The organism is Nocardioides guangzhouensis (genome assembly GCF_004519545.1).
Taxonomy (GTDB): Bacteria; Actinomycetota; Actinomycetes; order Propionibacteriales; family Nocardioidaceae; genus Nocardioides; species Nocardioides guangzhouensis.
The window spans coordinates 89,001-111,559 of record NZ_SDKM01000012.1 but is presented as its reverse complement, the minus strand read 5'-3'; the positions used below and the strand labels follow the sequence as shown (position 1 = coordinate 111,559).

Here is a 22,559-nt window from a genome sequence, read left to right as displayed (position 1 = left end):
GGGCTCAGACCGGGTCGGCGGCGTACGTCGCCGCGGCGGTGCGCACCCGCTCCCGCAGCCGCGCCTTGTCGTCCTCGTCGAGCCAGCACGCCTCGACCCCGTCCAACGCGACCGCCTCCATCTCGGGCATCCCCCACCCGAAGGCCTCGGCCACCAGCCCGTACTCCTTGCCCAGGTCGAGGTCGGTCATCGCCGGGTCGTCGGTGTTGAGCGTCGCCAGCAGCCCGGCCTCCCGCATCCGCGGGTAGGGGTGGTCGGCGAGCCGCGGGTAGGTGTTGGCGATCACGATGTTGGAGGTCGGGCAGACCGTGATCGCGATCCGCCGCTCGGCCATCCGGACGACCAGGTCCGGGTCGTCGAGCACGGTCAGGCCGTGGTCGATCCGCTCCAGCCCGAGGCCGTCGAGGCAGGCGGCGATCCCCGACGCCGGCGCGTTCTCGCCCTGGTGGCCGGTGAGCCGGAAACCGGCGTCGCGGGCCACGTCGTACGCCGGCAGGTAGGTCATCACGTCGATCCCCAGCTCGGTGGAGTCCATCCCGACGCCGACCACCCGGTCCATCCCCGGGGCTCCCGCCCGCCGCAGCCCGGCCAGCCGCTCGGTCTGCGCGAGCCCGGCCTCCGGCCCGAACGCGCGGTCCATGTCCGCGATCAGCAGGCAGGTGCTCCCGGTCTCGGACTCCGCCGCGGCCAGCCCCTCGTCGAGCCCGGCGACGATGTCGGCCAGGTCCTGCCCGGCCTCGAGGTGCCGCGCCGGCGTGAAGAACGCCTCCCGGTGCACCACCCCGTGCGCGGCCCCGTCGACCAGGCTCTCGTACGCCAGCCGCGCCCAGTCCTCCCGCGTCCCGAGCGTCGACTGCACCAGCCAGAAGATCGACAGGAACCCGTCCAACGAGTCGTAGCGGTAGAGCTCCGTCGGGTCCGAGGTCGGGAGCGGTACGCCGTTGTGCCGGGCCAGCTCGACCACGGTCGCCGGCCGCATCGCCCCCTCGAGGTGGCAGTGCAGCTCGACCTTGGGCAGCGCGTCCAGCGCCGCGGTGAGGTCCGCCATCCCCCGAGCATGGCAGCGGCGCCGCTCCCCCGCATGGCCCGAGACGGCTGGCCCGCACGCGATGGCTCCGGAGTGGAACGACTTGCTCGCGGCGAAGTCGCTGGCGTGGCCGCCACCCTCATGAGGCGCGGCGCTCCGATGGTCCCGCTGCGGTGTCACGCGATGACACCGGTGTGGGGCCATCGGCCGATCGCGTCCCGTGCGATGACTTCCGGCGGAGATGCCGGTCGGTACGGGCAGCGGATCACCCCGGAGCCAAGGAGAACTCATGACCACCCACCACCTCGGGACCGACGGCGCCACGATCGTGTTCGACGTGCACGGGCGGGTGCCCACCGCCGACGGGCGGCCGCCGCTGGTGATGATCGGCTCGCCGATGGACGCCACCGGCTTCACCTCCCTCGCCTCCCACTTCCCGGACCGGACGGTCGTCACCTACGACCCGCGCGGCATCGGTCGGAGCACCCGCTCGGACGGGTCGGAGGAGCAGCGGCCGGAGTGGAGCGCGGCCGACGTGCACGCGGTGATCGCGGAGCTCGGGGTCGGTCCGGTGGACCTGTTCGGCAGCAGCGGCGGGGCGATCAACGCCCTGGCGCTGGTCGCGGCGTACCCGGACGACGTGGCCACCCTGGTCGCCCATGAGCCGCCGCTGATCCCGGTGCTGCCCGACGCCGACCGCGCGGTCGAGGCCGGCGAGCGGGTCGAGAAGGTCTACATGGAGAGGGGCTGGGGGCACGGCATGGCGGCGTTCATCCAGCTGACGTCGTGGCAGGGCGAGTTCACCGACGCGTACTTCGCGCAGGACCTGCCGGACCCTGCGGCGTACGGCATGCCCACCGAGGACGACGGCTCGCGCGACGACCCGCTGCTCTCCGACAGCTCCGACGCGGTCTCCGGCTGGACGCCGGACTTCGACGCCGTCAGGGCCGCCCCCACCCGGGTCGTCATCGCCGCCGGCGTCGAGTCCAAGGACACCCTGACCTGGCGTACGGCGGCGGGCACGGCCGACGCGCTCGGCGAGGAGCTGGTCGTGTTCCCCAGCCACCACGGCGGGTTCATGGGTGGGGAGCTCGGCTACCCCGGCGAGCCCGAGGCGTTCGCCGCGAGGCTGCGGGAGGTGCTGGGCTGACGGCTGCCGCGGCGAACGGTCCAGATGCCCGAGCGCGCCAGAGACGAGCGGTCCTAGGCTGCTGGAACCTAGGCTGCTGGAACGGCGCGGCCGCGGGGCGACCGCCCGACGGAGGGAGGGTGGCATGGCCGTCAAGGTCATCGTCGAGCTGAAGGCCCACCCGGGCCGGCGCGACGAGCTGAGGGACGTGCTGGAGGAGCTCGTCGGCACCGCCGGCGCCGCCGAGGCCGGCTTCCTGGGCAGCACCCGCTACGAGGTGCTCGACGACCCCGACGCGCTGGTCGAGGTCGCCGACTGGGAGTCGGCCGAGGCCCGGACGACGCACATGGCCGAGGCCGTGGCGGCGGGCGTCTACGCCCCGGTGCTGGAGCTGCTGGCCGAGCCGTTCCGGGCGACGGTGGTGCAGCCGCTGTCCTGAGCGACCGTCACCACGCGGGGGTGGGTCGGGCCGGGCTGCGGCGCGCCCGGCCCGGACGGTGACGGGCCAGGCGCCGGCGGCGCTCGAGGTCGGCGTCGCGAAGCCGCTGGTCGATCTCGTGGCGGGCGAGTTCGGGGTGCACGGGGTGGAGCGGGTTCATGGCTGTCTCCTCGGGTCGGAGTGGTGCGGAGCAGCCATCGTCCGACCGGCGTACCCGAGGTCGCGCCGGTCATTTCGCCGGGATCGGGGTCGAGCGGTCCGGGGGTCAGCCGGTCAGGCCGGATCGAGGGCAAGCGCGGCGAGCTCGGTGCGCGAGGTGATGCCGAGCTTCGTGTACACGTTGCGCAGGTGGAAGTCGACGGTCCGGGGGCTGATGAACAGCCGCGCGGCGACGTCCTTGTTGGACAGGCCCTGCCGCACCAGCCCGGCGACCTGGGCCTCCTGGGCGGTGAGCTCGGTCGGCACGAGGTCGGCTCCCCGGCGCGCGGTCTCCCCGGAGGCCCGGAGCTCCTGGCGCGCCCGCTCGGCCCAGAAGCCGGCTCCGAGGGTCTCGAAGGTGTCGAGCGCCTCGCGGAGCGGGACCCGCGCATCGGTACGGCGCCGGTGCCGACGCAGGTGCTCGCCCAGGGCGAGCTGGGTGCGGGCCCGCGCCGGCACGCGCGGCGACCGCGCGTGCCACTCGAGGGCCTGGCGGAACTCGCCCTCGGGATCGGCGTCACCGAGGACGGCCCGGCAGTGGTGGACGGCGGCCCAGGCCCACGGCATGCCGGTGCCCTCCGCGAACACGACCAGCTCGGCCAGCCACTCGTCGGCCAGGTCCCGGCGCGCGGCCCGCACCGCGGTCTCGATCCGGTCGAGGGCGGACAGCCCGCGGACCACGGGCAGGTCGACCTGCTCGAGGTGGTGCAGGGCGGTCGCCGGGGCGATGTCGAGCTGGCGTGCCGAGGCCCAGTGCACGAGCCCCGTGACCAGCCCGGCGACGACGCCGCGCGGCGGGTTCTCGGCCAGCGCGGTCTCCAGCTCCTGGAGGTGCTGGGGAGCCCTCGGGTCGCCGCGCAGCGCGGCGACGACGGCGAGCTCGGCCAGCGGCAGGGGCGCCAGCTCGTCGAGGCCGAGGTTGCGGTCCAGCACCAGCGCCTCCTGGGCCGCGGAGGCGGCGTCGCTCCAGGCACCGGTCGCGATCCGGAAGAGGACGCCGCGGGTGAGGGCGTGCTCGATCATGTTCACCGCTCCGGCGTCCCGGGCCTGCTGGAGCTGGAGGTCGTGCAGCCGGATTGCCCGGACGTCGTCGCCGAGGTGCATCGTGGCGATGGCGAGGTTCGAGTGCAGCAGGTGCGGTGCGGCCGGGCCGACGGGCGTGTCCCAGGCACGGTGGAGCGCGGGCGTCGCCGTGGCCCAGTCGTTGCGTGGCATGGCCGAGAATCCCTCGAGCAGCCACCCGGCCACCCGCTCCTCCGCGGGGGCGTCGGACCCCGGGCCGGGGACGATCGTGGCCGGGTCCGGGGCGTCCTCGGCGTGCGCTCCGAAGGCGGCCAGGGACGCCGCGAGCATCGCGAGCACACGCGCACGTGCGGGGTCGTGCGGTGCGGCGGTGGCGGCGGCCTGGCACACGATCCGGAAGCCGTCGTCGAGCGAGCGGGTGTTCCACTCCACCTGACCCTGCAGCTGCAGCAGGTCGGCCCGGAGCAGGGGGTCGGTGGCGTCCGCGAGAGCCGCGCGGGCCAGCCGATCGGTCTCGGCGGGGCGCCCCGCGGCCAGGCTGGAGCCTGCAGCGGCGTACAGCCGACGGGCCCGGGCGTGGGCGTCGAGGGTGAGCTCGGCTGCGCGGGTCCATGCGGCCGACGCGGCCTCGTGGCCACCGCGGCGCCGGGCCCGCTCGGCCGCGTCGTCCAGGGCGGCCACGACCTCCTCGTCCGGGCCGTCGACGGAGGCGGCGAGGTGCCAGGCGCGCCGGTCCTCCTGCGGGGTGCCGGCCAGCGCGTCGGCGAGGGCACGATGGGCCTGGCGGCGGCGTGAGGTGGTGGCGGCGCCGTAGATCGCGGAGCGGACCAGCGGGTGGCGCAGGTTCAGCACACGTCACCGTCCTCGACCAGGCCGGACTGCTCGGCCGTGTCGAGCGCATCGGGTCCGGCGCCGAGGGTCCCGGCCGCCCGGGTGATGGTGGCGGCGCGTCCCGAGTCGTCGGCCGCGGCCACCAGCAGCAGCGTCTGCGCGTCGGTGGGGAGCCGGCGGTAGCGGTCGAGGAAGGCGCGCTCGACGCCCTCGGTCAGGGGCAGCCGGTCCGGCAGCCGCTCCTGCCCCGACAGCTGCTGCGCGGTGAGGGCGCGGGTCAGCTCGAGCAGACCGAGCGGGTTGCCCCCGGTGACCTCCAGCAGCTCGGCCCGCACCTGCGGAGCCACCGGTACGGCGACCTGGTCCGCGATCAGCGCGTCGGCGGCGTCCACGTCGACGCCGGCCACCCCCAAGACAGTCAGGTCCCGTGAGTCGAACCGGCCCCCCTCGTCGTCGCGGACGGCGAAGACCAGCGCGACGGACTCGCCCTCGAGCCGTCGCGCGGCGAACAGGAGCGCGGCGGCAGAGGCGTCGTCGAGCCAGTGCGCGTCGTCGACCACGGCGAGGACCGGCCGTTCGCCGGCGACCTCGGAGAGCAGGTTCAGCGTGGCCAGGAAGACCAGGTGCCGGTCACCGACGCTCTCGGCGGTCTCGCCGAACGCGGCGCGCAGCGCGGACGCCTGCGGCGCGGGGATGTCGTCGAGGTGTCCCAGGACCGGGCGGAGCAGCCGGTGGAGCGCCGCGAACGGCAGCGGCGCCTCGGACTCGACGCCCCGGGTGCGCAGGACGGTCACGTCGGCCGCGACCGAGACGGCGTGCTCGAGCAGCGCCGACTTCCCGACGCCGGGCTGGCCGCGCAGCAGCATCGCCGACCCGCGCCCGGCCCGGGCACGGTCGACGAGCTCGTGGAGCTCTGCCTGCTCCCTCTCCCGCCCCCGCAACACGATCGCCACCCTAGTCAGGGCGGTCCGCGCCCGCGACGCGATCGCGTGATCTGGTCGCCGGCGCCGGGGGGTCAGGCCCGCACCCGGCAGCCGAGGCGGTCGAGAACACCGACGATGTCGGTCCGGTCCACCGGCGCCTCGGCCGTCACCACGACGGTCCCTGCCCCGGTGTCGACATGGCAGTGGCTGACGCCCGCCAGCCGGCCGATCTCGGCACGCACCTCCGCGGCGACGTGGGGGCACACCGGTCCCTCGAGCAGAAGGACCACCGAGCCCACGAACGTGCGTGGGGTCTCGCGCATCATGAGGACTCCTGGGGGTCGGGTCGTGCGGGTCTGACGCCCCGGCGGGACGCGCCTCCAGCGTCGGTCCTCGGCGTACGGCGTCACACCGGGGAAACCGCCGGGATCGGGTCAGCTGGTGCCGGGCCGGTCCGGGGCACGCCGGGTCGAGCCACCCGGCGATCTTCCCGGCGCGACCGGGGCCGCCCGGGCGGGACGGTGGGGCGACCGACCGACCCTCGACCCAGGTGAGAGCCATGACGACCAGCACCGTGCCCCGCCCCACGCGGTCCCGACCCGTGGCGGCGCACGCCGCGCCCATCACCCCGCCCCTTCCGCCCCACGAGCGCCGACGCCGCGCCATCGCCCTGGGCCTGCTGGCCTCCGCCCAGTTCGTGGTCATGCTCGACACCTCGATCGTCAACGTCGCGCTGCCCTCCATCCAGGCAGACCTCACCCTCGGTCCCACCGGCCTGAGCTGGGTGGTCAACGCCTACGTGCTGACGTTCGGCGGCCTGCTGCTGCTGTTCGGTCGGGTGGCCGACCTGGTCGGCCGGCGCCGCATGTTCACGGTCGGGTCGGCGCTGTTCGCCGTGGGCACGCTGGTCGCCGCCGGCGCCGCGGACCAGTGGACGCTGGTCGCGGGCCGCGTCGTCCAGGGCGCAGGGGCGGCGGCACTCAGTCCGGCCGCGATGTCCCTGCTGATGCTCACCTTCCCCGGGGACCGGCGGGCCCGGGCGATGAGCATCTGGGGAGCGGCCTCGGCGGTAGGCGGGGCGACCGGTGTCCTCGCCGGTGGCCTGCTCGCGGGCTACCTCGGCTGGTCCTCGGTGTTCCTGGTCACCGTTCCGGTCTCGGTCGCCGCCGTCGTGCTCGCCCACCGGGTCCTCGACGAGGGCGTGCGCAGCACCCGACGCCGGTTCGACGTCTGCGGCGCCATCACCATCACCGCCGCGGTCGTCGCTCTCGTGCACGGCGCCGTCGGTGCCGCCGAGGGCGGCTGGGCCTCGCCGTCGGCGATCACGAGCCTGGCCTGGTCCGCGCTGCTGCTGACGACCTTCGTCGTCGTCGAGCGCCGTACCGACGACCCGCTCGTGCCTCTGGACCTCTTCCGCTCCCGGGTGCTCTCCACCGGCGTCGCCCTCGCCGTTCTCGGTGGAGCCGCCCGGGCCTCGACGTTCGTCCTGGTGGCGCTCTACCTCCAGTCGGCGCTCGCGATGTCCCCGCAGCGGGCCGGGCTGGCGATGGTCCCGACGTCGCTGACCGGGTTCGTGGTCTCCCTCACGCTTCTCCCCCGGGTGCTGAGGACCCTGGGACCCCGGAGCAGCCTCGTCGCCGGCCTCGTCGTGCTTTCGGCCGGCCACCTGTGGCTGGCCAACGTGCCGGCCGGAGCCGGCTACCCGGTCGCCGTCCTCCCGGGACTGCTGCTCGTGGCCACCGGGGTCGCGCTCAGCTTCACGCCCACGTCGATGGTCATCGCCGCCGCCGCGCCCGACACGTACGCCGGCCTGGCCTCGGGGCTGGCGGGCTCCGCGACCCAGGTGGGTGCGGCACTCGGCACGGCCTCCTTCACCGCGATCGCGCTCTCGGCAGGGTCGTCCGCCGGGGCGCCCGGCCCGGCGGGGTTCCCCATGGCGTTCACCGCAGCCGCGGTGGTCGCGCTCGTCACCGCGCTCCTGGGGTGCACCATCGTGCGCCGCTGGGGCGGGGACGGCTGACGGTAGTCGCAGGCTCGGTCCGAGGAGTAGAAACGGGATATGGCGGGCTACGTCTCCAACATCGTGAAGGTCTACCTGCTGGACGACCACGACCTCGTGCGGCGCGGCCTGCGGGACCTGCTGGCGGCCGCGCGCGACATCCAGGTGGTGGGCGACTCCAGCTCCGCGCGGGGGGCCGCGCGGGCGATCCTGGAGCTCGGGACCAATGTCATGGTGCTCGACCTCCAGCTCCAGGACGGCACGGGCATCGAGGTGTGCCGAGAGGTTCGTGCCGTCGACCCGTCCGTGAGCGGACTGCTGTTGACGTCGTTCGACGAGGACGAGGCGTTGGCTGCCGCGATCCTGGCGGGGGCAGGCGGTTACATCGTCAAGGCGAGTCGGAGCGCCGACCTCATCGGGGCAGTTCGCCGACTCAGCGGCGGCCGGTCGATGATCGACCCGGCCCTGGCCGAGCCCGTGATCGGACGGCTGCGCTCGCAGATCCCGATTCCACCGCTGGACGACCACGAGCAGCTGGTCCTCGGCCACGTCCTCGACGGGCTCACGGACAGTGAGGTCGCTGATCGCATGGGAATGGAGGTCGGACCCACGGGAGCCGAGGTCGCGGCGCTGATCGGTCGGATCACGAGCCCGGCTCCCGAGCAGGGCCACCTCACGAGCCGGAGCTCGCCCGGGAAGCACCGGCGCGGCTGACCCGGTCAGGGTGCCGTGGTCTCCGCGGGCGTCGGTGACGGCGGTTCGACCGTCGGGGGCGTCGAGTCGGTGGGAGACGGCTCAGGGCTCTCCGTCGTCGACGGGCTCCCGGTCGGTTCCTCGGACGGTTCCACCGACTCGCTCGGGCTGGTGGACCCGCTGGGCTGCTCGTCGGGGTCGCGCCGGTCGTCCCCACCGGAGTCGCGGCTGCCGACGTTCCCGATCGTGGTGCTGCCGGAGTCGGAACCGCCGGTCATCGACGAGACACTCTGTCCGGCGAGGAGCTCGAAGACGGTGATCACGACGAGGGTGAGCACGAACAGTCCCAGCGTCGTGAGCCCGATGTGCTTCCACGGCAGCCGGGAGAGGCGTTCGCGCCAGCTGACCGGCGCGGTTGCCAGCAGCGTCTCGTCCAGCTCGTCGCGCACTTCGGCGAGCCGCTCCTCGGCGTGCTCGAGGTGGCTGTCCTGAGCAGCGGTGTCACTGGCCCGCGCCGCCCGGAGCACCTCTGCCTGCGCGATGCCGACCTTCTCGGCCGCCCCCTTCTGCTTCTTCGCGAGCCGGCGCCTGCTCGTGGTGAGACCCTGGGTGAACATGGCGCTCGACACGGTCACCACCAGACTGCCGATGGCAGCTCCGATGATGGTCCCGGCGGCTCCGAGGGTCGAGAGCAGCACCGCCGAGGCCACGGCGGCCAGAGCACCCGCGAACGCCCTGATCCAGTCGATCTGGACCTTCTCCGGTGCGTCCACCTGTTCGGTCATCACCTTCAGTATGCCCAGCGACGACGGAGCACCGATCAGGCGGAGCCTGTGGCGAGCGCCCGCGCCACGCGCGCCTCCAGCGGATGCGGGTAGCGCTGCACGCCGTTCGGCAGGTCTGCGGTCTGCCCGCTCAGGATGGCGTCGAGCCCGAGCAGCATGATCGCCGCGAACGGATCGAACAGCTGGGGAGCACCGATCCCGAGGCCGGCTGCGAGGTTGACCAGGCTGCCCCGGTTGAGCAGGTACACCCGCCGACCGTCGAGCTCGTAGCGCTCGAGATGTCGTCGGACTCGGGTGCTCGGATGGCGGTCGAGCCAGGCGACGTCGATCTCTCGGTCGCTGTGGCCGACGTTGACGAGGATCGCGCCTTCCGCGACCTGGGACAGCTGCCGTTCGCCCAGCACCCCGTCGAACCCCGTGGCCGTGACGATGACGCTCGCGGTGCGGAGGGCGGCGGTCATCTCGGCGACTCGGCACCCGGCGTGCCGTGCCTGGACCAGCCGCACCGGATCGAGGTCGACGACGGTCACGACGGCGCCGAGGTCGCGGGCGGAGTCGGCGACGCCCTGGCCGACCGGTCCGTACCCGACCACGACCACCTCGCGCCCGTAGAGGGCGAGTCCCGTGATCGCCGTGAAGGCGGGCCACGTCTCGACGCCGACGTGGTGACGGTTGTGGATCAGTTCCTTGAGCGCGATCCCGTTCCAGTCGAGCACCGGGAACGGGATCGCCAGTCCACGGAGTCGGTGCAGACCCGTGGTCGTCGCCTCGAGCGCTCCGGCGGGCCGGTGGCCGGCCGCGGCCGCGGCCGCGATCAGGTCGCCGCCCATGTCGCACAGGGCGTCGGCCGGTTCGCTGACGAGCCACGCCAGGGACTCGTCGAGCTCGTCGGCGCTCATCCCGGCACGCGCCCGGACCTCCACGCCGATCGATGCGAGGTGGGCCGCGGCGCGGTCGTCGGTGCTGTCGGGGTTGCACGGCGCAAGCCGCACCCGGACCCCGGCCTCGACGAACGGAGTCAGGATGCAGATCGTGTCGGCCGTGATGTGCTGGCGGCAGGCCACGGTGCGACCCCCGAGGTCGGAGGTGGCCAGCGCCGCACCGAACGAGGTGGTGATCGGCGTCGTCCACGCGATCCACTCGAGCTCGGCGGCGTCCATCACCCCAGTACACCAGTTGACGGGCAGCACGCGTGCGGTCACGACCAGGGGACCTCTCGATGGCGCACGCCGTGCTGGTGCCCAGGTCCGTCCCAGTCGAGCCGATGCGCGCTCAGGGTGCCGGCGAGAGCTTCTCGTGGAAGAACGCGAGCACCCGGTCGACGCCTGCCTGTTGGCGGTGTTCGGTGAGCGTCGCGTGCTTGCGCCCCGGGAACTCCACGGCGATGAAGCTGTCGCCGAGCTCCCGGCGCAAGGTGTCGAAGCGTGTGCCGACAGCTGGATCGTTCTCGTAGCGCAGTCCGAGCACCTGGCAGCCTGCCTCGACCTTGGCCCTGACCGACTCGAGGTCGCGGGCGCTGAGTCCGAGGTCGCCTCGACGCGCCCTGCCCAGCGGAGCGGGCGCGGCGGGCTGAGCGACCACCGGCGCGGCCACTGGCGCGCCGGCGAGCATCGCCAGGGCATAACCGCCGGTCAGGCACATGCCGACGGCACCGACCCCTGGTCCTCCCAGCTCATCGTGCAGCGCACGGGCCAGCGACCGCAGCCACCTGGCCACCGGTGTGGTGCGGCCCAGGGCGAACATCGTGAACTCCCGGCTGACGCACACGTGCGCGATGCTCTGGGCGGTCCTGACCATCGTGGCCTCGGCCCCGGGGCGACCGAAGAGCGACGGCATCACCGTGGTGAAGCCCGAGGCCACGAGGTCCTCGCCGAACGCGAGCACCGCGGGCGTGATGCCGGGGATCTCGTGGATCACGACGACGCCGGGCCCGCTGCCCTTCCTGTACGTCGGGTGCGTGATCCCGTCTGCCGTGTGGCTGCCGAGGCTCCACGACTCGAGCGAGCTCATGGATGGGGTCGCCTGCCGGGCCGAGACTCGGTCCCCCTCGGGTGCGACATGCCTGTCGGCGACATGCCTAGCGGCCCGCAGCCGGACGCTTCACGAACCACCAGATGGCGATGGCGCCGAGCAGGACCGCCGCGGCCCCCAGGACGAGAACTGCCTTGGTGCGTTCGTAGCTCACGTGCACCCCCACATCCGGAATCACGCAACGACGCGTCGTACGGCTCATCGTCCACGCAGTGCTGCACTCACGACAAGGGTCTCGGCTCGGGCTCGTCGTGGGTGACCGGCAGTCCCGTGCGGTGGTCGCCGACGGGGCGTGGGCGGATCGGGTGGACACTGACCGCATGACCCGAGCCCTGACCGCTTCGGACGCCGAGCGCTTCGCGGCGCTCGAGGCCACCGGCCAGGCGGACCTCGTGCGCGCGGGCGAGCTGACCTGCCACTGCACGAGGGGTCGGTGTTCCTGCGCGACTACGTGTCCACCCGCGACAGCACCCTGGTCACCCGGCTGCGCGCGGCAGGCCTGGTGATCCTGGGCCGCACCGGGTCTCCCGAGTTCGGCATGATCCGACCGTGGAGACCCGGCTCCACGGCACCACCCACAACCCCTGGGACCTGGCCCGCAGCACGGGAGGCTCGAGTGGTGGCGCAGCAGCCGCGGTGGCCAGCCGCATGGTTCCCATGGCTGGGGCGAACGACGCGGGCGGATCGATCCGGATCCCCGCCTCGGCCAGCGGCGTGTTCGGGCTGAAGCCGACCCGCGCGCGCACTCCCTACGGGCCGCACTACGGAGACATCTTGGGCGGTGGCTGCGTCGAGCACTCCGTCACCCGCTCGGTCCGCGACAGCGCCGGCCTGCTGGACGCGACCGCGGGCCCCAGCCCGGGCGACCCCGGGTCGCGAGCCCACCGACGACGAGCTGGACCCGTTCACTCGCGCGCTGTGGGGTCACGGCACGCAGGTCACCGGCGGGGACTACCTGATGGCGCAGACCACCCTGCAGGTGTTCACCCGAAAGGTCGCCGAGGCCATGGCCGGCTTCGACCTGTGGCTCTCGCCGACGCTGGGCACCCTCCCTCCGAAGCTGGGGACCATGACGTCGACGGAGGAGGAACCGTGGCGCGGGAACAAGGTGGCCGCCGACCTCGTGGCGTTCCCCCTCGTGACCGCGAACGTCACCGGCAACCCCGCGATGTCCGTGCCGCTGACCTGGACCGCGGAGGACCTGCCGGTGGGCTCGCACTTCATGGCCCGGTTCGGTCGCGAGGACGTGCTGTTCCGGCTGGCCGCCCAGCTCGAGCAGGCCCGCCCGTGGGCCGATCGCAGGCCCGTCGTGTCTGCCTGACGCTGCCCGGTCAGCCCGTGGAGCCGGGCAGGTGCGGCTCGATGTCCTCGCGCGCGATGTTCTGGTCCGCCGCGGGGTGCTCGACCAGGGCCAGGATCCGGTTGGCCATGAAGCGGGCGGTCCGGACGGGAGTGCCGCTGCGGGTCACCTCGGACACGGTGACGACGCCACGCCCGGTCTCGATCTCGACCCGGCGGCCGTTGCGGGTGGCCACGACGTCGTACGTCCGGACCTCTCCGCCGGCATCGATGACGACTTCCACGCGGTCACCCCGCACGTGCTCACGGTACCGCGCCGGGATCCCTGCATCAGTCGATCGCCACGGGAACCGGCAACGCGCGACACTGGTGGACGAGAGACCGGCGGACGGGAGGCGTGATGGAACCGAGTTCGTCCACACCGGAGCAGGACTTCCTGGAGGAGCTCCGGCGTCACCGCGCGGAGCTGCGCGAGTCGATGAGCGCGCTGGAGGATGCCTTGGCCGCGCCTGCCACCGCCGATCGCGCGCGCTGGGCCGAACGTGTTCACGTCGCCCTGGTGGAGCTCTCCGGGGACTTTCGTGGGCACATCGCGATCACGGAGGGGCACGACGGGCTCTATCGCGACGTCCTCGAGACCTCGCCGCGGCTGTCCGGCGTCGTTGCCGGCCTCACCCAGGAGCACGGGCAGATCTGCCGTCAGGTCGACGACCTGCTCGCCCGACTGTCCGCACCGGACGACATCGGGGGCGTGGACACCGTGCGCGACCTGGGTACGACGCTGCTCGGTCGGCTCGTCCGGCACCGTCAGCGAGGATCCGACCTCGTCTTCGAGGCCTACGAGTTCGACATCGGGGGCGAGACCTGACGACAGGTGCGAGGTCGCAGCGCGGCCGGTGCCCATCGCCTGGCCGACGGAGGACGGCCATCCACGCACCCGGCACACGGCTGGCACGTACCGTGGAGCCGTGACCAGCGGGATGCTCGTGGCCCTGACCTTCCCGGGGCTCGTCGTCCTGCTGCTCGCGCTGGCGATCGTCGAGCAGCCGGCGTCACGCCTGCGCCGTCGGAGCGTGGTCACCCGGCGCCGCCGGACCAGCCGGACCGCGACCGGGCTGGACTTCATGACCGTGTTGACCATGCCGGACAAGCAGATCGAGCTGGACCAGCGAGCGTCGGACAAGGTTCGGCGGGTGGGGTCCGAGGACGACGCTCCCGCCGACGGACACCGCGTGGCCCTCGACGCGGGGACTGTTCGCATCACGCGTCGATGACCGACGCACGGCAGCGCGTCGAGATCCGAGCCCGCACGATCGCGGACCTGCCCGCGCTGGTGGAGATCCTGTGGGACCAGCAGCCGGAGTCGTCGTACCCGCTGCGCAACCCGCTGCCGATGCCCACCACGGCGTTCCTGCACGCCGACGACGCCGACGCCGCCTGGACCGCGTTGCTCGACGGTCGGCCGGTCGGGCACGTGTGCCGGACCACCGGGCACCCGGATCCTGCGGTCGAGCAAGCCTGCGCCGCAGCGCACGGGTGCGCAGTCGACGAGCTCGGCTGGGTCTCCACGTTGTACGTCGGCCGCAGCGCCCGCAGGCTGGGCGTCGGCCGGAGGCTGATGCACGCGGTGGTGGCCGACCTCCGCGCCGCAGGGCGGCGCCCTTGCCTCGAGGTGTACCCGGCACGTCCCGCAGCCCTCGGCCTCTACACCAGCGAGGGCTGGCTCGAGGTGGTGCGGACCCGACCGGAGTGGCTCCGGGCGGTCCGTGGCGACGACGGGCCCGACGTCCAGGTCCTGGTGCTGCCCGCCGGGGAGGCCGGTTCTGCCAGCCGCGATCGCGCCTGAACAGCACCGCATGGGCCGCCGCGTCGTTTCAGGACTGCGGCTCGGGGGAACCGCACCACCATGGGTCCTGGAATCGTCCTCATCATCATCGGCGCGGTCTTCGCCTTCGCACTGAAAGCGGAGTCCGACTGGCTGAACACGCGTGTCCTCGGCCTGATCCTCATGCTCGGCGGAGCAGCGTTCATCTGGCGCTCCCGGGCGCGTCGGCGCGAGGTGGTCACGCGCGAGACCGACGGCCCGGGCGGCACGACGGAGGAACGGACGATCGTCGAGCGGCAGGTGGACTAGCCGCATTCCGCGGCAGCCACTCTCCACTCCCAACGACGGTGGGGTCCCCTGGCGTCAGCAAGCGCGGCCGAGTACCTCGGGATGGTCGGTGACGACGCGGGTCGCGCCCATGCGAGCGGCTCGCCGCATTCGGTCGACCGTGTTGACCTCACGGAGCGACACCTGGTGCCCACGAGCCTTGGCCCGTCGGATGTAGCGGGCGTCCGCTGCTCCGAACTCGATGAGGACGACGTCCACCCAGGCCGGGACGGTCGCCAGCCGTGGCCGGCGCGAGGACCGGTCGATGAGACCGATCGGGATGTCGGGGGCCAGTCGGTGGAACCGCCGCAGGGTGCTGCGCTCCGAGGTCGTCCACAGGACCTTCCGGCTGACGTCGCCGACGAGGTCGCGGTCGTGGCGCGCCAGCCGTCGCAGGACGGCGTTGCTGAACAGCCAGCCGTCCTTGAACTCCTGCTGCACGTGCGGCCGCGTGGCCCGGAGCCTGGTCAGCGTGCCCCGGAAGGTGGGGACGGGTGCGCCGCTGACGTTCCGGACACCGTGGACGTAGCCAGAGGTGCGTCGTCGGATCTCCCCGGTGCCGTTGGTCATCCGGGCCAGCGTGGCGTCGTGGTGGCTGACCACGGTGTGGTCCGTGGTCGGCCAGAAGTCGGTCTCGAAGCCGTCCGCTCCGGCGCGCATCGCGGCCCGGAACGCGGGAACGGTGTCCTCGGAACGGGCGGCGCCGTACAAGGTTCGAGTGCCCGGACCGATGCCACGATGGCCGATGACGATGACCCGGTCCCGCGCGCACCCGGTGGACGGCGCCGACCGGGCAGCGTCGGGCACGACGCGTGGGTCGCGCGAGCGTTGCCTTCGGTCCTCTGCTGCGGTCTCAGGAGGTTCGGTGCGGGCGAGCGCGGTGCTGGTGATGGCGGCGCCCGCGGGCAATGCGGCGGTGAGGACGATGACGGCGGCGATGTTGCGGTGCATGACTGTCTCCGGGTGCGTGGCGCGCGTCGGGCGCGCGCGAGAGTCCCCCGCCGGCGGACAGGAGGCCGCCGGCTTCGGGATGTGGTGGTGGCGGGCTTTCGGGCCGCCCGAGCGAGGACCGCTGCGGTGTTGTGTCAGCTGCAGACGCCGCGCAGGCTCAGCGCCCAGCGGCTGCTGCCGTCGTCGTTGAAGTCGATCTCCAGCTGGCCGGAGGCGTGGCGGTAGCAGCCGGATCCACCGGTGACCGGGACCGGGACCGCAGCGGCGGAGTCGAGGTCGAGCGCGGTCTGGAAGGTGACCTCCCCTCCCGGCAGCACGGCGCTGGCCTGACAGAGCAGGAACCCGGCGCCGTCGGCCGTGCACTGGTGCGGCGCCGAGCCGACGTGCTTGGCCCCCTGGTAGAGCTCAGCAACCCAGAACAGCTCGTCTCCCGCGGCGAATGGCGCGTCTGGCGTGGAGGGCGTGGGGACCCGGGTCTGGTCGAAGGCTGGCGCCCGGAACCGGAGCGTGGTCGAGTCGCCGTGCGCATGCGAGCTCGCACCGTCGATGCGGATGCCCTGGTTGTCGGGCCTCATGGCCGACGCCGGGCCGGTGAGCGCGGCCAGGACGAGTGCTGCAGCAGCAGCGGTGACGGCAGTCGTGGTCTTGGGCGAGCGGTTCATGGTCTGCGCCTTCCTTCGGGCGTGCGATGGGGACATTCCCCAGTGCAGCGCCGTGAGGGTGTGTCGCACGTCGGGGGAATCCCTCACAGGAACGCCTCGGCGAGGACGGGCAGCCCATCCTCGGCGGTGGTCGCCCCGGTCTGCCATGCTGAACGGATCCCGGGCAAGGGGGATGGGGCCATGGACCGGTTCGGCGGTGCAGCGGAGCGTTCCCTGGTGGGCCGCGGCTTCGAACGCCGTGAGCTCGATGACCTTCCAGTAGCACTGGCCGGTGGCCCCGCCGCCCTGCTGCTGCTCGGCGACGCCGGAATCGGCAAGACGTCGTTGTGGGCGTACGGCATCCAGGCCGCCGAAGCTGCGGCACAGGTCCTCGTGGCCCGGCCGTCGGAGCTGGATCTCCGCGCCGCCTTCTCCGGGCTCACCGATCTCCTCCGCGGCCGCGAGGAGGACATCGCGAACCTCCCCGGGCTGGCACGCACCGCGTTGAACCGAGCGGTCGGCCTCGATGCAGGGGACGCCTCCATGGACCAGGTCGCCGTGGCGATGGCCGCGGCCGACCTCCTCGATGACCTCTCGGCCGAGCGGCCGGTCCTGCTCGCCGTGGACGACCTCCCGTGGCTCGACCCCGCGACCGCTCGGGTCATCGGTTACGCGCTGCGGCGGCTGCGGGATCGTCCCGTCGGGCTTCTCGCCTGCCAGCGCGGTCACGCCGTGTCCGACATGGTCCGGTATGCGGTCCCGCCCGAGCGGGTCTGGACGCTCGACCTGTCCGGCCTGACCGTCGACGAGATGACCGAGCTCGTCCGCCGCAAGCTCGGTGTCGTGTTCCTGCGGCCGATGACCGCCCGCGTGCACGCCGCCTCGGGGGGCAACCCGTTCTACGCGCTCGAGCTCGCCCGGCACGTGCTGCTGCAGCCCGACCCCGTCCCCGGCCGCGGCCGGCTGCCCCTCCCGCCTACCTTGAGTGACCTTGTCGGTCGGCGCCTCGCGTCGGTCCCGGCCGCGACCCGCGAGGTCCTCCTCGGGCAGCGACCGCACAGCCGGCCACGCTCGCCGTACTCGAAGCAGTCGCCGGCCCACGGGCCAAGGCGGCCCTGCAACGTGGGCTCGACGCCGGCCTCGTCGTGCTCGACGGCAGCGAGGTCCGGTTCAGCCACCCGCTGCTTGCCGAGACCGCGTACGCCCAGGCCGACCCGGCGCGGAGGCGTCGTCTTCACCTCGCGCTGGCCGAGATGGCCGACAGCATCGAGGTCCGTGCCGCGCACCTGCACGCCGGCACGACGTTCCCCGACGAGCAGGTGGCTGCCGTCCTGGAGGCGGCAGCCCTCGACGCCAGCGCGAGGGGCGCTCCGGAGGCCGCCGCGGACTTCTTCACCGCCGCCGGCGACCTCACGCCGGACAGCGACCCCGACGGGCGCCGTCGGCGCCTCTTCGCCGGGGCGCACCAGTGCGTGCTGGCCGGGCAGAGCGATCGAGCAGAGCAAGTCCTCCGCGGCCTCGCAGAGCTCGCGGAGCCGGGCCCGGAGCGGGGTCGGGTGCTGCTGTTGATCGGGCTCCTCGAACGGGGTACCGGGAGCTGGACACAGGCCTTGAGGAGCATGCGACGCGCCCTCGACGAGATAGGGGACGACCCCACCAGGCGCGCCGAGCTGGAACAGGTGATCGCGGTCGCCGAGATGCAGGCCGGCGACCTCCGCACTGCAGAACCCCACGTCCGCTCGGCCGAGGCGTGGAGCAGCCGCGGGATCGACGAGCAGATCGCGGCCGACGTCGAGGTGGCGGCGATCATGCACGAGGTGGCCTCAGGCGACAGACCACGTGAGGACCGGACCGCACGGCTCGTGGTCCTCGGTCGCGCGGCCATCCAGACGCCCCGCATGGACGAGGCCTCCAGCATGCGGGTGGTGGAGGCCGCGGCCAGCCTGAAGTGGCTCGACGAGCTCGACCACGCCCGCGAGCTCCTCGACCAGCTCGTGGAGACGCTGTGGAACCGGCAGGCTGACGGCTTGCTGATGCCTCCGCTGTTCCAGCTATGCGAGCTCGAGTGCTGGAGCGGACGGCTGGACCGGGCCCGCGACCTCGCCCGGCTTGCCGAGCAGACCTGCGAACGCACCGGCGTGCCCGCCATGCGCGCGATGTCGCTTGTCCTCAACGCCACGCTGAGCGCGCGCATCGGAGATCTCGCCGCCGCACGGGTGGCGGCGGAGGCGTGCAGGGCGGAGGCGAGCGAGAGCGGCGACGTACGCAACCTGATGCGAGCCCTGGCCGTGCACGGGTTCGTGGAGCTCTCCTCCGGGGACGGCGCCGCAGGAGTCGCCTCGCTCGAGCTGAGTCGCCAGCTCCAGGAGGAGCGCGGCTACGGCAACCCGGCCGTGATCCGGAGCGCCGCCGACCACATCGAGGCACGGCTCGCTGCGGGACACGTCGATGACGCCGAACGGCTCACCGCAACCCTGTTCGAGCAGGCCGACCGCAGCCACAACCCGTGGGCGACCATGACCGCACACCGGTGCCGCGGCCTCCTCGCGGCCCGATGTGCGGACCTACCCGAGGCCCGCGAGCTGCTGGAGACCGCGCTGGCGCTGGATCGAAAGACCGACCCCGTCGAGACCGGACGGACGCTGCTGGCCCTCGCGACCGTACAGCGACGCAGCAACCAACGAGCCACAGCTCGCGCCACCGGACAGCGGGCCTTGACCTCGTTCACCGCAGGGAATGCTGCTGCGTGGGTCGATCGCGCCCGGACAGAGCTGCAGCGACTCGACGGCACGTCGGCGACCCTGGGCGAGCTCACCCCCATGGAGACCCAGGTCGCCCACCTCATCGCTGACGGCCGCACCAACGGCGAGATCGCCACGACGCTGTACGTCAGCCCGAAGACCGTCGAAGCACACCTGACTCACATCTACCGCAAGCTCGGCCTGCGTTCCCGCACGGAGCTCGCTGGCCGGGTGACCGCCCAGCGAACCCCTGCGGTTCCTGGGGAAACCCCCGATGCGCGCCCGCGCAGTGCTACCTACGGTGAAACGAACTCGACGCCACCCAGGAGGGACCCGTGAAGAAGCAGTCAGGCCCGGGATCCGACCCGGCAAGCATTCCCGCTGGCGGCCCGGCCCCGCTGGTCGCTCCCACGTTCCAGGTCGGCGAGGTCGCCGGCTTCGTCATCGCCGACGGAAACGCCCAGTACCCCCCGGACTTCCTGTTCGCCAACATCGGCGATGCCGAACGGGCGGAGTCGCTCGCCGGGCGCCTGGACGAGCAGGGCGAGGTGACCTCGCACTACCAGTGCATCGTCTTGCGGACTGCCGGACACACGGTCCTCGTCGACACCGGCCTCGGTGCGCTCGCCGAAGTCATGGGCGCACCCGCCGGCCACCTCCGGCCGGCCCTGGCCGCTGCCGGATTCACGCCCGAGGACATCGACACGGTCGTCCTGTCCCATGCCCATCCCGACCACATCGGCGGCCTCGTCCACGACAACAGGCTCGCCTTCCCCAACGCCCGGCACGTCATGTCCGCCACCGAGTGGGCGTTCTGGACTGACCCGGACAGTCTCGCCCGGATGCACGAGATGCTCTCCGCACCTGCCCGTGCCCTGCTGCCACCGCTGCGCGACGCCGACGCCGTCGACCTGCTCGACCGTGAGGACCAGATCGTTCCCGGCGTCAGGCTCGTGCCGGCCCCGGGACACACGCCCGGGCACTGCGTCGTCGCCCTCGAGTCCGACGGCGAACGAGCGACCCTGCTGGCCGATGCGGTCCTCGACGACCTGAACTTCACCCACCCGGACTGGGTCAGCTACGTCGACGTCGACCCCGAGACGACGGAGCACACCCGACGGCGGTTGCTGGACGAGTCCGCGCGCGACGGGGGCCGCGTGATCGCGTACCACATGACTGGCATCGGTCACGTCGAACGCCGCGGCCGCGCGTACTGCTTCGTGCGCGAGGTGGCGGCAGGTGGGGAGGAGTCATGGCGCTCCTGATCTTTCCGATCGACACCGATCGCGCTGGTCACCGGGGCGGACCACCTGGGTTCTCCACCTGGCGAGAGGAGCGGCGCGCGATCCGTGGCGCCAGTGAGGGTCAGCTGATGGCACTCGGCGCCGATTCCTGCGCAGCGCCCCACAACTGACCGCGCGAGACCCACACAGCCTCGACCGCGCCGGACGCGGCAAGCGCCATGACAGGCCCGTAGTAGGTGAGGACGGTTCGCGAGGACACGTCCACGCGTCGCTCCCAGGTCGTCCCGTCCGCCGACCTGGTGCGCGCCTGCACGCCGAACTCGTCGCCGGCCGCGCCCCGGTCCGGGGCGTACAGCCAGACCACGGTCAGACGGCCGTCGGAGTGGAACACGGCCTGCGCCTGCTCTGCGGTGCCGGTGGCTGGTGAGAGGCGACGTTGCGGGCCCCAGGTGCCGCTGTCCCGCACTCGCACCCACGTCTGCCCGGCCCGATCGCTGAACCTCTCCCAGGTGAGCGAGATCGCTCGAGGCCCGCGCGCCAGCAAGGGGGCGTAGGTGCGGCCTGTGGTCATCATCCGCGGTGTGGTCCAGGACCCGTCAGGGCGGCCGGTGGCCATGCGCAGCCGGGACGGCACGTCCAGTGCACCGCGTTCGATCGTCCACGCAACCCGGGCTCGCCGGTCGGGGCCGGCCAGCACCGTGAAGTCCTGCGTGTCGTTCCCGGCTTCCGAGAGCCCTGCGCTCCGCGACCAGCCCGCGCCGGGTACCAGCGTTCGGGCGAAGACACGCCGCCCCTGCCGCCTGGCGTCGTTCCGTCGCCCCTCCCAGGCCACGGCCACCGCACCGGACGAGTGCACGTCGATCTTGACCCGGGCCACAGCGACGTGGGCCGGGCTGAGCGCGTGCGGCCTCGACCAGTCGCCGCCGTCAGGGCGACGCGACACCATGACCGCTCGGTACTTGCCTGGCAGCCGCTCCACCCAGGCGGCGGTCATCGTCCCCGTGAGGTCGACGTCGACGTCGAAGTCCAGGGCCCGAGCCGGCTGGTACCCGAGACGGGCCGGGGTGCCCACCGTGCCATCCGGTGCAATCGTCAGTGTCCGCAGCCGAGGCCCGGTGTGCCAGGTCCGATACAGGGCGACCAGCTCGCCGGACGGTGTCGCGACCAGGCGGGGGCGGTCGTGTCCGAGTGGATCCGCCTCGACCGGCGCACTCCACGCGCCGCCCGCGGGGCGCCGAGCCACCGCCAGTCCGGGCGGCGACTCCGAGGTCACCGTCGAGCCGATCCAGGCGACCGTGGCGTTGCCGGCCGAATCGATGGTCAATGCCGGGTCGACAGCGCGATACCCGTCCGGTGACACCCGTTCCTCAGGACGCCAGCTTGTCGGGTCCGCGGCCGGTTCGGCTGAGGCCGTCGTCGTGGCAACGGCCACCGCCGGGACCAGTGCCATCAGCGAAGCTGCCGCCCATCGGCGGATCTGGTTCCCCATGTGCGACCTCGATTCGCTCAGGGTGACAGGTACAGCAACCTGCTGCCAGTGTTGCCACAGGATCCCGCGGGGCGCCATGGCCCGGACGGGCTGAAACGCCGCGGTGCGGACCGGCCACCCACTGGATCGCGAGGCAGACCAGTGCACGTGGGGGCGTCGAGCGGCGACGCGGTCTGCCGCTACGACGCGTCGATGACCGGCTGGCGCCAGATCGCCACGGCCACGCACAGGGCCCACAGGATGGCCACAGGCTCGGCGATCGCGCCGACCTGGGCGAGGACGGCAGCCATCATGACGGCGGAGCAGGCGGCACCGACGTACCCGAGCCAGCGACCGAACGCCCCCGTGCGCAGGACCACGACCGAGACCGCGAGCATGCACAGCGCGAGGACGGCCATCCCGAACTGCCCGAGCAGGGTGTAGTTCAGGGCGGTCGAGAAGCGGAGCACGTCGACCCCCGGCAGGGGTTCGTCCATCGTGTCGACGAGGTGGCCGAGGGTTCCCCGAGCTGCTCCCGTGACCAGCCAGACCGCGGTGACGGCGCCACCCATCGACCGGGCGAACGACAGCCACTGGGGCGACCGGGCGGCAGCGTCCATTCGGTGGAGATGGTTCAGGATCACGGGGACCGTGACCGCGACGCCGAGCGCCCACGCTCCGGACAGGACGCCCGACCACCGGTTGCCCGAGTCCTGCCACCAGGCGAGCAGCTCCTGGTCGGACGGGTCGTGCGGGACGTTGATGACCGCGACGGTCATGAACAGGGAGACGGCGAGGAGCGCCGCAGCACCGGCGGCCACCTTCGTCGCCGTCGTGCCGGGCGCGTGCTGGACAGGGGCCGCGGGGGCCTGGGTGACGGTCATGGTGTGCTCCTTGGTCGGGTGCCGATGGGTGGCCTCCAGCGTCGGCGTCCTGGCAGGTCCGGCACGACCGGGCAGCCCCGGGTCCTCGAATCAGGGCTGAC

24 protein-coding genes and 3 pseudogenes are annotated in these 22,559 nt (G+C 73.0%); 14 read left to right on the top strand and 13 right to left on the bottom strand.

All coding sequences use genetic code 11. From position 1 onward, the window contains the following. Positions 1 to 4: 4 nt before the first annotated feature. Positions 5 to 1,048 carry an adenosine deaminase gene (add, locus tag EKO23_RS10100; RefSeq protein WP_134716806.1) on the bottom strand — a complete coding sequence of 348 codons (1,044 nt, stop codon included), beginning with the start codon at positions 1,046 to 1,048 and terminating at the stop codon, positions 5 to 7. A 268-nt stretch (positions 1,049 to 1,316) separates the two neighbouring features. Here add and EKO23_RS10095 point away from each other — a divergent pair, with 268 nt between their 5' ends. Together EKO23_RS10095 and EKO23_RS10090 are read left to right on the top strand one after the other, a co-directional pair. Further along, positions 1,317 to 2,177, top strand: coding sequence for an alpha/beta fold hydrolase (locus EKO23_RS10095; protein WP_134716804.1), 861 nt, complete (start codon positions 1,317 to 1,319; stop codon positions 2,175 to 2,177). A 124-nt stretch (positions 2,178 to 2,301) separates the two neighbouring features. Further along, positions 2,302 to 2,595, top strand: a complete 294-nt coding sequence (locus EKO23_RS10090) for a putative quinol monooxygenase (RefSeq protein ID WP_134716802.1) — start codon at positions 2,302 to 2,304, stop codon at positions 2,593 to 2,595. A 7-nt stretch (positions 2,596 to 2,602) separates the two neighbouring features. On the opposite strand, the gene EKO23_RS25210 is transcribed toward EKO23_RS10090, so the two are convergent. From EKO23_RS25210 to EKO23_RS10075, 4 genes are all read right to left on the bottom strand, one after another. Next, the gene (locus EKO23_RS25210) at positions 2,603 to 2,755 is read right to left on the bottom strand and encodes a hypothetical protein (RefSeq protein WP_167880409.1); all 153 of its coding nucleotides are present in this window, start codon (positions 2,753 to 2,755) and stop codon (positions 2,603 to 2,605) included. A gap of 113 nt (positions 2,756 to 2,868) precedes the next feature. Continuing rightward, positions 2,869 to 4,668 (bottom strand): helix-turn-helix domain-containing protein, encoded by a 1,800-nt coding sequence (locus EKO23_RS10085; protein WP_134716800.1) that lies wholly within the window; start codon positions 4,666 to 4,668, stop codon positions 2,869 to 2,871. After that, complete coding sequence (locus EKO23_RS10080; protein WP_167880408.1) at positions 4,662 to 5,591, bottom strand: AAA family ATPase; 930 nt, start codon at positions 5,589 to 5,591, stop codon at positions 4,662 to 4,664. Before EKO23_RS10080 ends, EKO23_RS10085 begins: the two co-directional genes overlap by 7 nt. A gap of 71 nt (positions 5,592 to 5,662) precedes the next feature. Beyond that, a complete protein-coding gene (locus tag EKO23_RS10075; protein WP_217702560.1) occupies positions 5,663 to 5,896 on the bottom strand; it encodes a cation transporter in 234 nt (77 codons plus the stop codon). 233 nt (positions 5,897 to 6,129) lie between these two features. On the opposite strand from EKO23_RS10075, the gene EKO23_RS10070 reads away from it, so the two are divergent. Both EKO23_RS10070 and EKO23_RS10065 read left to right on the top strand, forming a co-directional pair. Then, positions 6,130 to 7,590, top strand: a complete 1,461-nt coding sequence (locus tag EKO23_RS10070; protein WP_134716796.1) for an MFS transporter — start codon at positions 6,130 to 6,132, stop codon at positions 7,588 to 7,590. Between the two features lie 39 nt (positions 7,591 to 7,629). Further along, complete coding sequence (locus EKO23_RS10065) at positions 7,630 to 8,283, top strand: response regulator (RefSeq protein WP_134716794.1); 654 nt, start codon at positions 7,630 to 7,632, stop codon at positions 8,281 to 8,283. 5 nt (positions 8,284 to 8,288) lie between these two features. Here the strand turns inward: EKO23_RS10065 and EKO23_RS10060 are convergent, their stop codons facing one another. From EKO23_RS10060 to EKO23_RS10050, 3 genes are all read right to left on the bottom strand, one after another. After that, the gene (locus tag EKO23_RS10060) at positions 8,289 to 9,047 is read right to left on the bottom strand and encodes a hypothetical protein (RefSeq protein ID WP_134716792.1); all 759 of its coding nucleotides are present in this window, start codon (positions 9,045 to 9,047) and stop codon (positions 8,289 to 8,291) included. A 35-nt stretch (positions 9,048 to 9,082) separates the two neighbouring features. After that, positions 9,083 to 10,249 (bottom strand): adenosylhomocysteinase, encoded by a 1,167-nt coding sequence (locus tag EKO23_RS10055; protein WP_134716790.1) that lies wholly within the window; start codon positions 10,247 to 10,249, stop codon positions 9,083 to 9,085. A gap of 70 nt (positions 10,250 to 10,319) precedes the next feature. Further along, positions 10,320 to 11,057 carry a dienelactone hydrolase family protein gene (locus EKO23_RS10050; protein WP_134716788.1) on the bottom strand — a complete coding sequence of 246 codons (738 nt, stop codon included), beginning with the start codon at positions 11,055 to 11,057 and terminating at the stop codon, positions 10,320 to 10,322. A 433-nt stretch (positions 11,058 to 11,490) separates the two neighbouring features. Between EKO23_RS10050 and EKO23_RS26665 the strand changes: the two are divergent. The 3 genes and pseudogenes from EKO23_RS26665 to EKO23_RS10035 all read left to right on the top strand — a co-directional run. After that, positions 11,491 to 11,610: pseudogene (locus EKO23_RS26665) on the top strand (amidase family protein); the annotation flags it as partial. A 17-nt stretch (positions 11,611 to 11,627) separates the two neighbouring features. After that, positions 11,628 to 11,954, top strand: a pseudogene (locus EKO23_RS26660) (amidase family protein); the annotation flags it as partial. Beyond that, a complete protein-coding gene (locus tag EKO23_RS10035; protein WP_281280899.1) occupies positions 11,860 to 12,399 on the top strand; it encodes an amidase family protein in 540 nt (179 codons plus the stop codon). The pseudogene EKO23_RS26660 and the gene EKO23_RS10035, both read left to right, overlap by 95 nt. 10 nt (positions 12,400 to 12,409) lie before the next feature. Here EKO23_RS10035 and EKO23_RS10030 read toward each other — a convergent pair whose 3' ends face one another. Continuing rightward, positions 12,410 to 12,661: a hypothetical protein gene (locus tag EKO23_RS10030; protein ID WP_246051007.1), complete on the bottom strand. Its 252-nt coding sequence runs from the start codon at positions 12,659 to 12,661 to the stop codon at positions 12,410 to 12,412. 116 nt (positions 12,662 to 12,777) lie between these two features. Between EKO23_RS10030 and EKO23_RS10025 the strand changes: the two genes are divergently transcribed. From EKO23_RS10025 to EKO23_RS10010, 4 genes are all read left to right on the top strand, one after another. Then, positions 12,778 to 13,245, top strand: a complete 468-nt coding sequence (locus tag EKO23_RS10025; RefSeq protein WP_134716782.1) for a hemerythrin domain-containing protein — start codon at positions 12,778 to 12,780, stop codon at positions 13,243 to 13,245. Positions 13,246 to 13,345: 100 nt separating this feature from the next. Then, positions 13,346 to 13,651 carry a DUF6191 domain-containing protein gene (locus tag EKO23_RS10020; RefSeq protein ID WP_134716780.1) on the top strand — a complete coding sequence of 102 codons (306 nt, stop codon included), beginning with the start codon at positions 13,346 to 13,348 and terminating at the stop codon, positions 13,649 to 13,651. Continuing rightward, positions 13,648 to 14,223, top strand: a complete 576-nt coding sequence (locus tag EKO23_RS10015; protein WP_134716778.1) for a GNAT family N-acetyltransferase — start codon at positions 13,648 to 13,650, stop codon at positions 14,221 to 14,223. Before EKO23_RS10020 ends, EKO23_RS10015 begins: the two co-directional genes overlap by 4 nt. A 60-nt stretch (positions 14,224 to 14,283) precedes the next feature. After that, positions 14,284 to 14,511, top strand: coding sequence for a hypothetical protein (locus EKO23_RS10010; RefSeq protein ID WP_134716776.1), 228 nt, complete (start codon positions 14,284 to 14,286; stop codon positions 14,509 to 14,511). 54 nt (positions 14,512 to 14,565) lie between these two features. On the opposite strand, the gene EKO23_RS10005 is transcribed toward EKO23_RS10010, so the two are convergent. Both EKO23_RS10005 and EKO23_RS26655 read right to left on the bottom strand, forming a co-directional pair. Next, complete coding sequence (locus tag EKO23_RS10005) at positions 14,566 to 15,480, bottom strand: glycerophosphodiester phosphodiesterase (protein ID WP_134716774.1); 915 nt, start codon at positions 15,478 to 15,480, stop codon at positions 14,566 to 14,568. Positions 15,481 to 15,614: 134 nt separating this feature from the next. Further along, positions 15,615 to 16,055, bottom strand: a complete 441-nt coding sequence (locus EKO23_RS26655) for a hypothetical protein (protein WP_425464389.1) — start codon at positions 16,053 to 16,055, stop codon at positions 15,615 to 15,617. Here EKO23_RS26655 and EKO23_RS26650 point away from each other — a divergent pair. The 3 genes and pseudogenes from EKO23_RS26650 to EKO23_RS09985 all read left to right on the top strand — a co-directional run. Continuing rightward, positions 16,008 to 16,763: pseudogene (locus EKO23_RS26650) on the top strand (ATP-binding protein); the annotation flags it as partial. The gene EKO23_RS26655 and the pseudogene EKO23_RS26650 overlap by 48 nt on opposite strands. A 503-nt stretch (positions 16,764 to 17,266) precedes the next feature. Next, complete coding sequence (locus EKO23_RS09990) at positions 17,267 to 19,201, top strand: helix-turn-helix transcriptional regulator (protein WP_246051006.1); 1,935 nt, start codon at positions 17,267 to 17,269, stop codon at positions 19,199 to 19,201. Further along, positions 19,198 to 20,127 (top strand): MBL fold metallo-hydrolase, encoded by a 930-nt coding sequence (locus tag EKO23_RS09985; RefSeq protein WP_134716766.1) that lies wholly within the window; start codon positions 19,198 to 19,200, stop codon positions 20,125 to 20,127. Before EKO23_RS09990 ends, EKO23_RS09985 begins: the two co-directional genes overlap by 4 nt. 100 nt (positions 20,128 to 20,227) lie before the next feature. Here EKO23_RS09985 and EKO23_RS09980 read toward each other — a convergent pair whose 3' ends face one another. Beyond that, positions 20,228 to 21,823: a hypothetical protein gene (locus tag EKO23_RS09980; RefSeq protein ID WP_134716764.1), complete on the bottom strand. Its 1,596-nt coding sequence runs from the start codon at positions 21,821 to 21,823 to the stop codon at positions 20,228 to 20,230. After that, positions 21,775 to 22,458, bottom strand: coding sequence for a hypothetical protein (locus EKO23_RS09975; protein ID WP_134716762.1), 684 nt, complete (start codon positions 22,456 to 22,458; stop codon positions 21,775 to 21,777). Before EKO23_RS09975 ends, EKO23_RS09980 begins: the two co-directional genes overlap by 49 nt. Between the last annotated feature and the right edge of the window lie 101 nt (positions 22,459 to 22,559).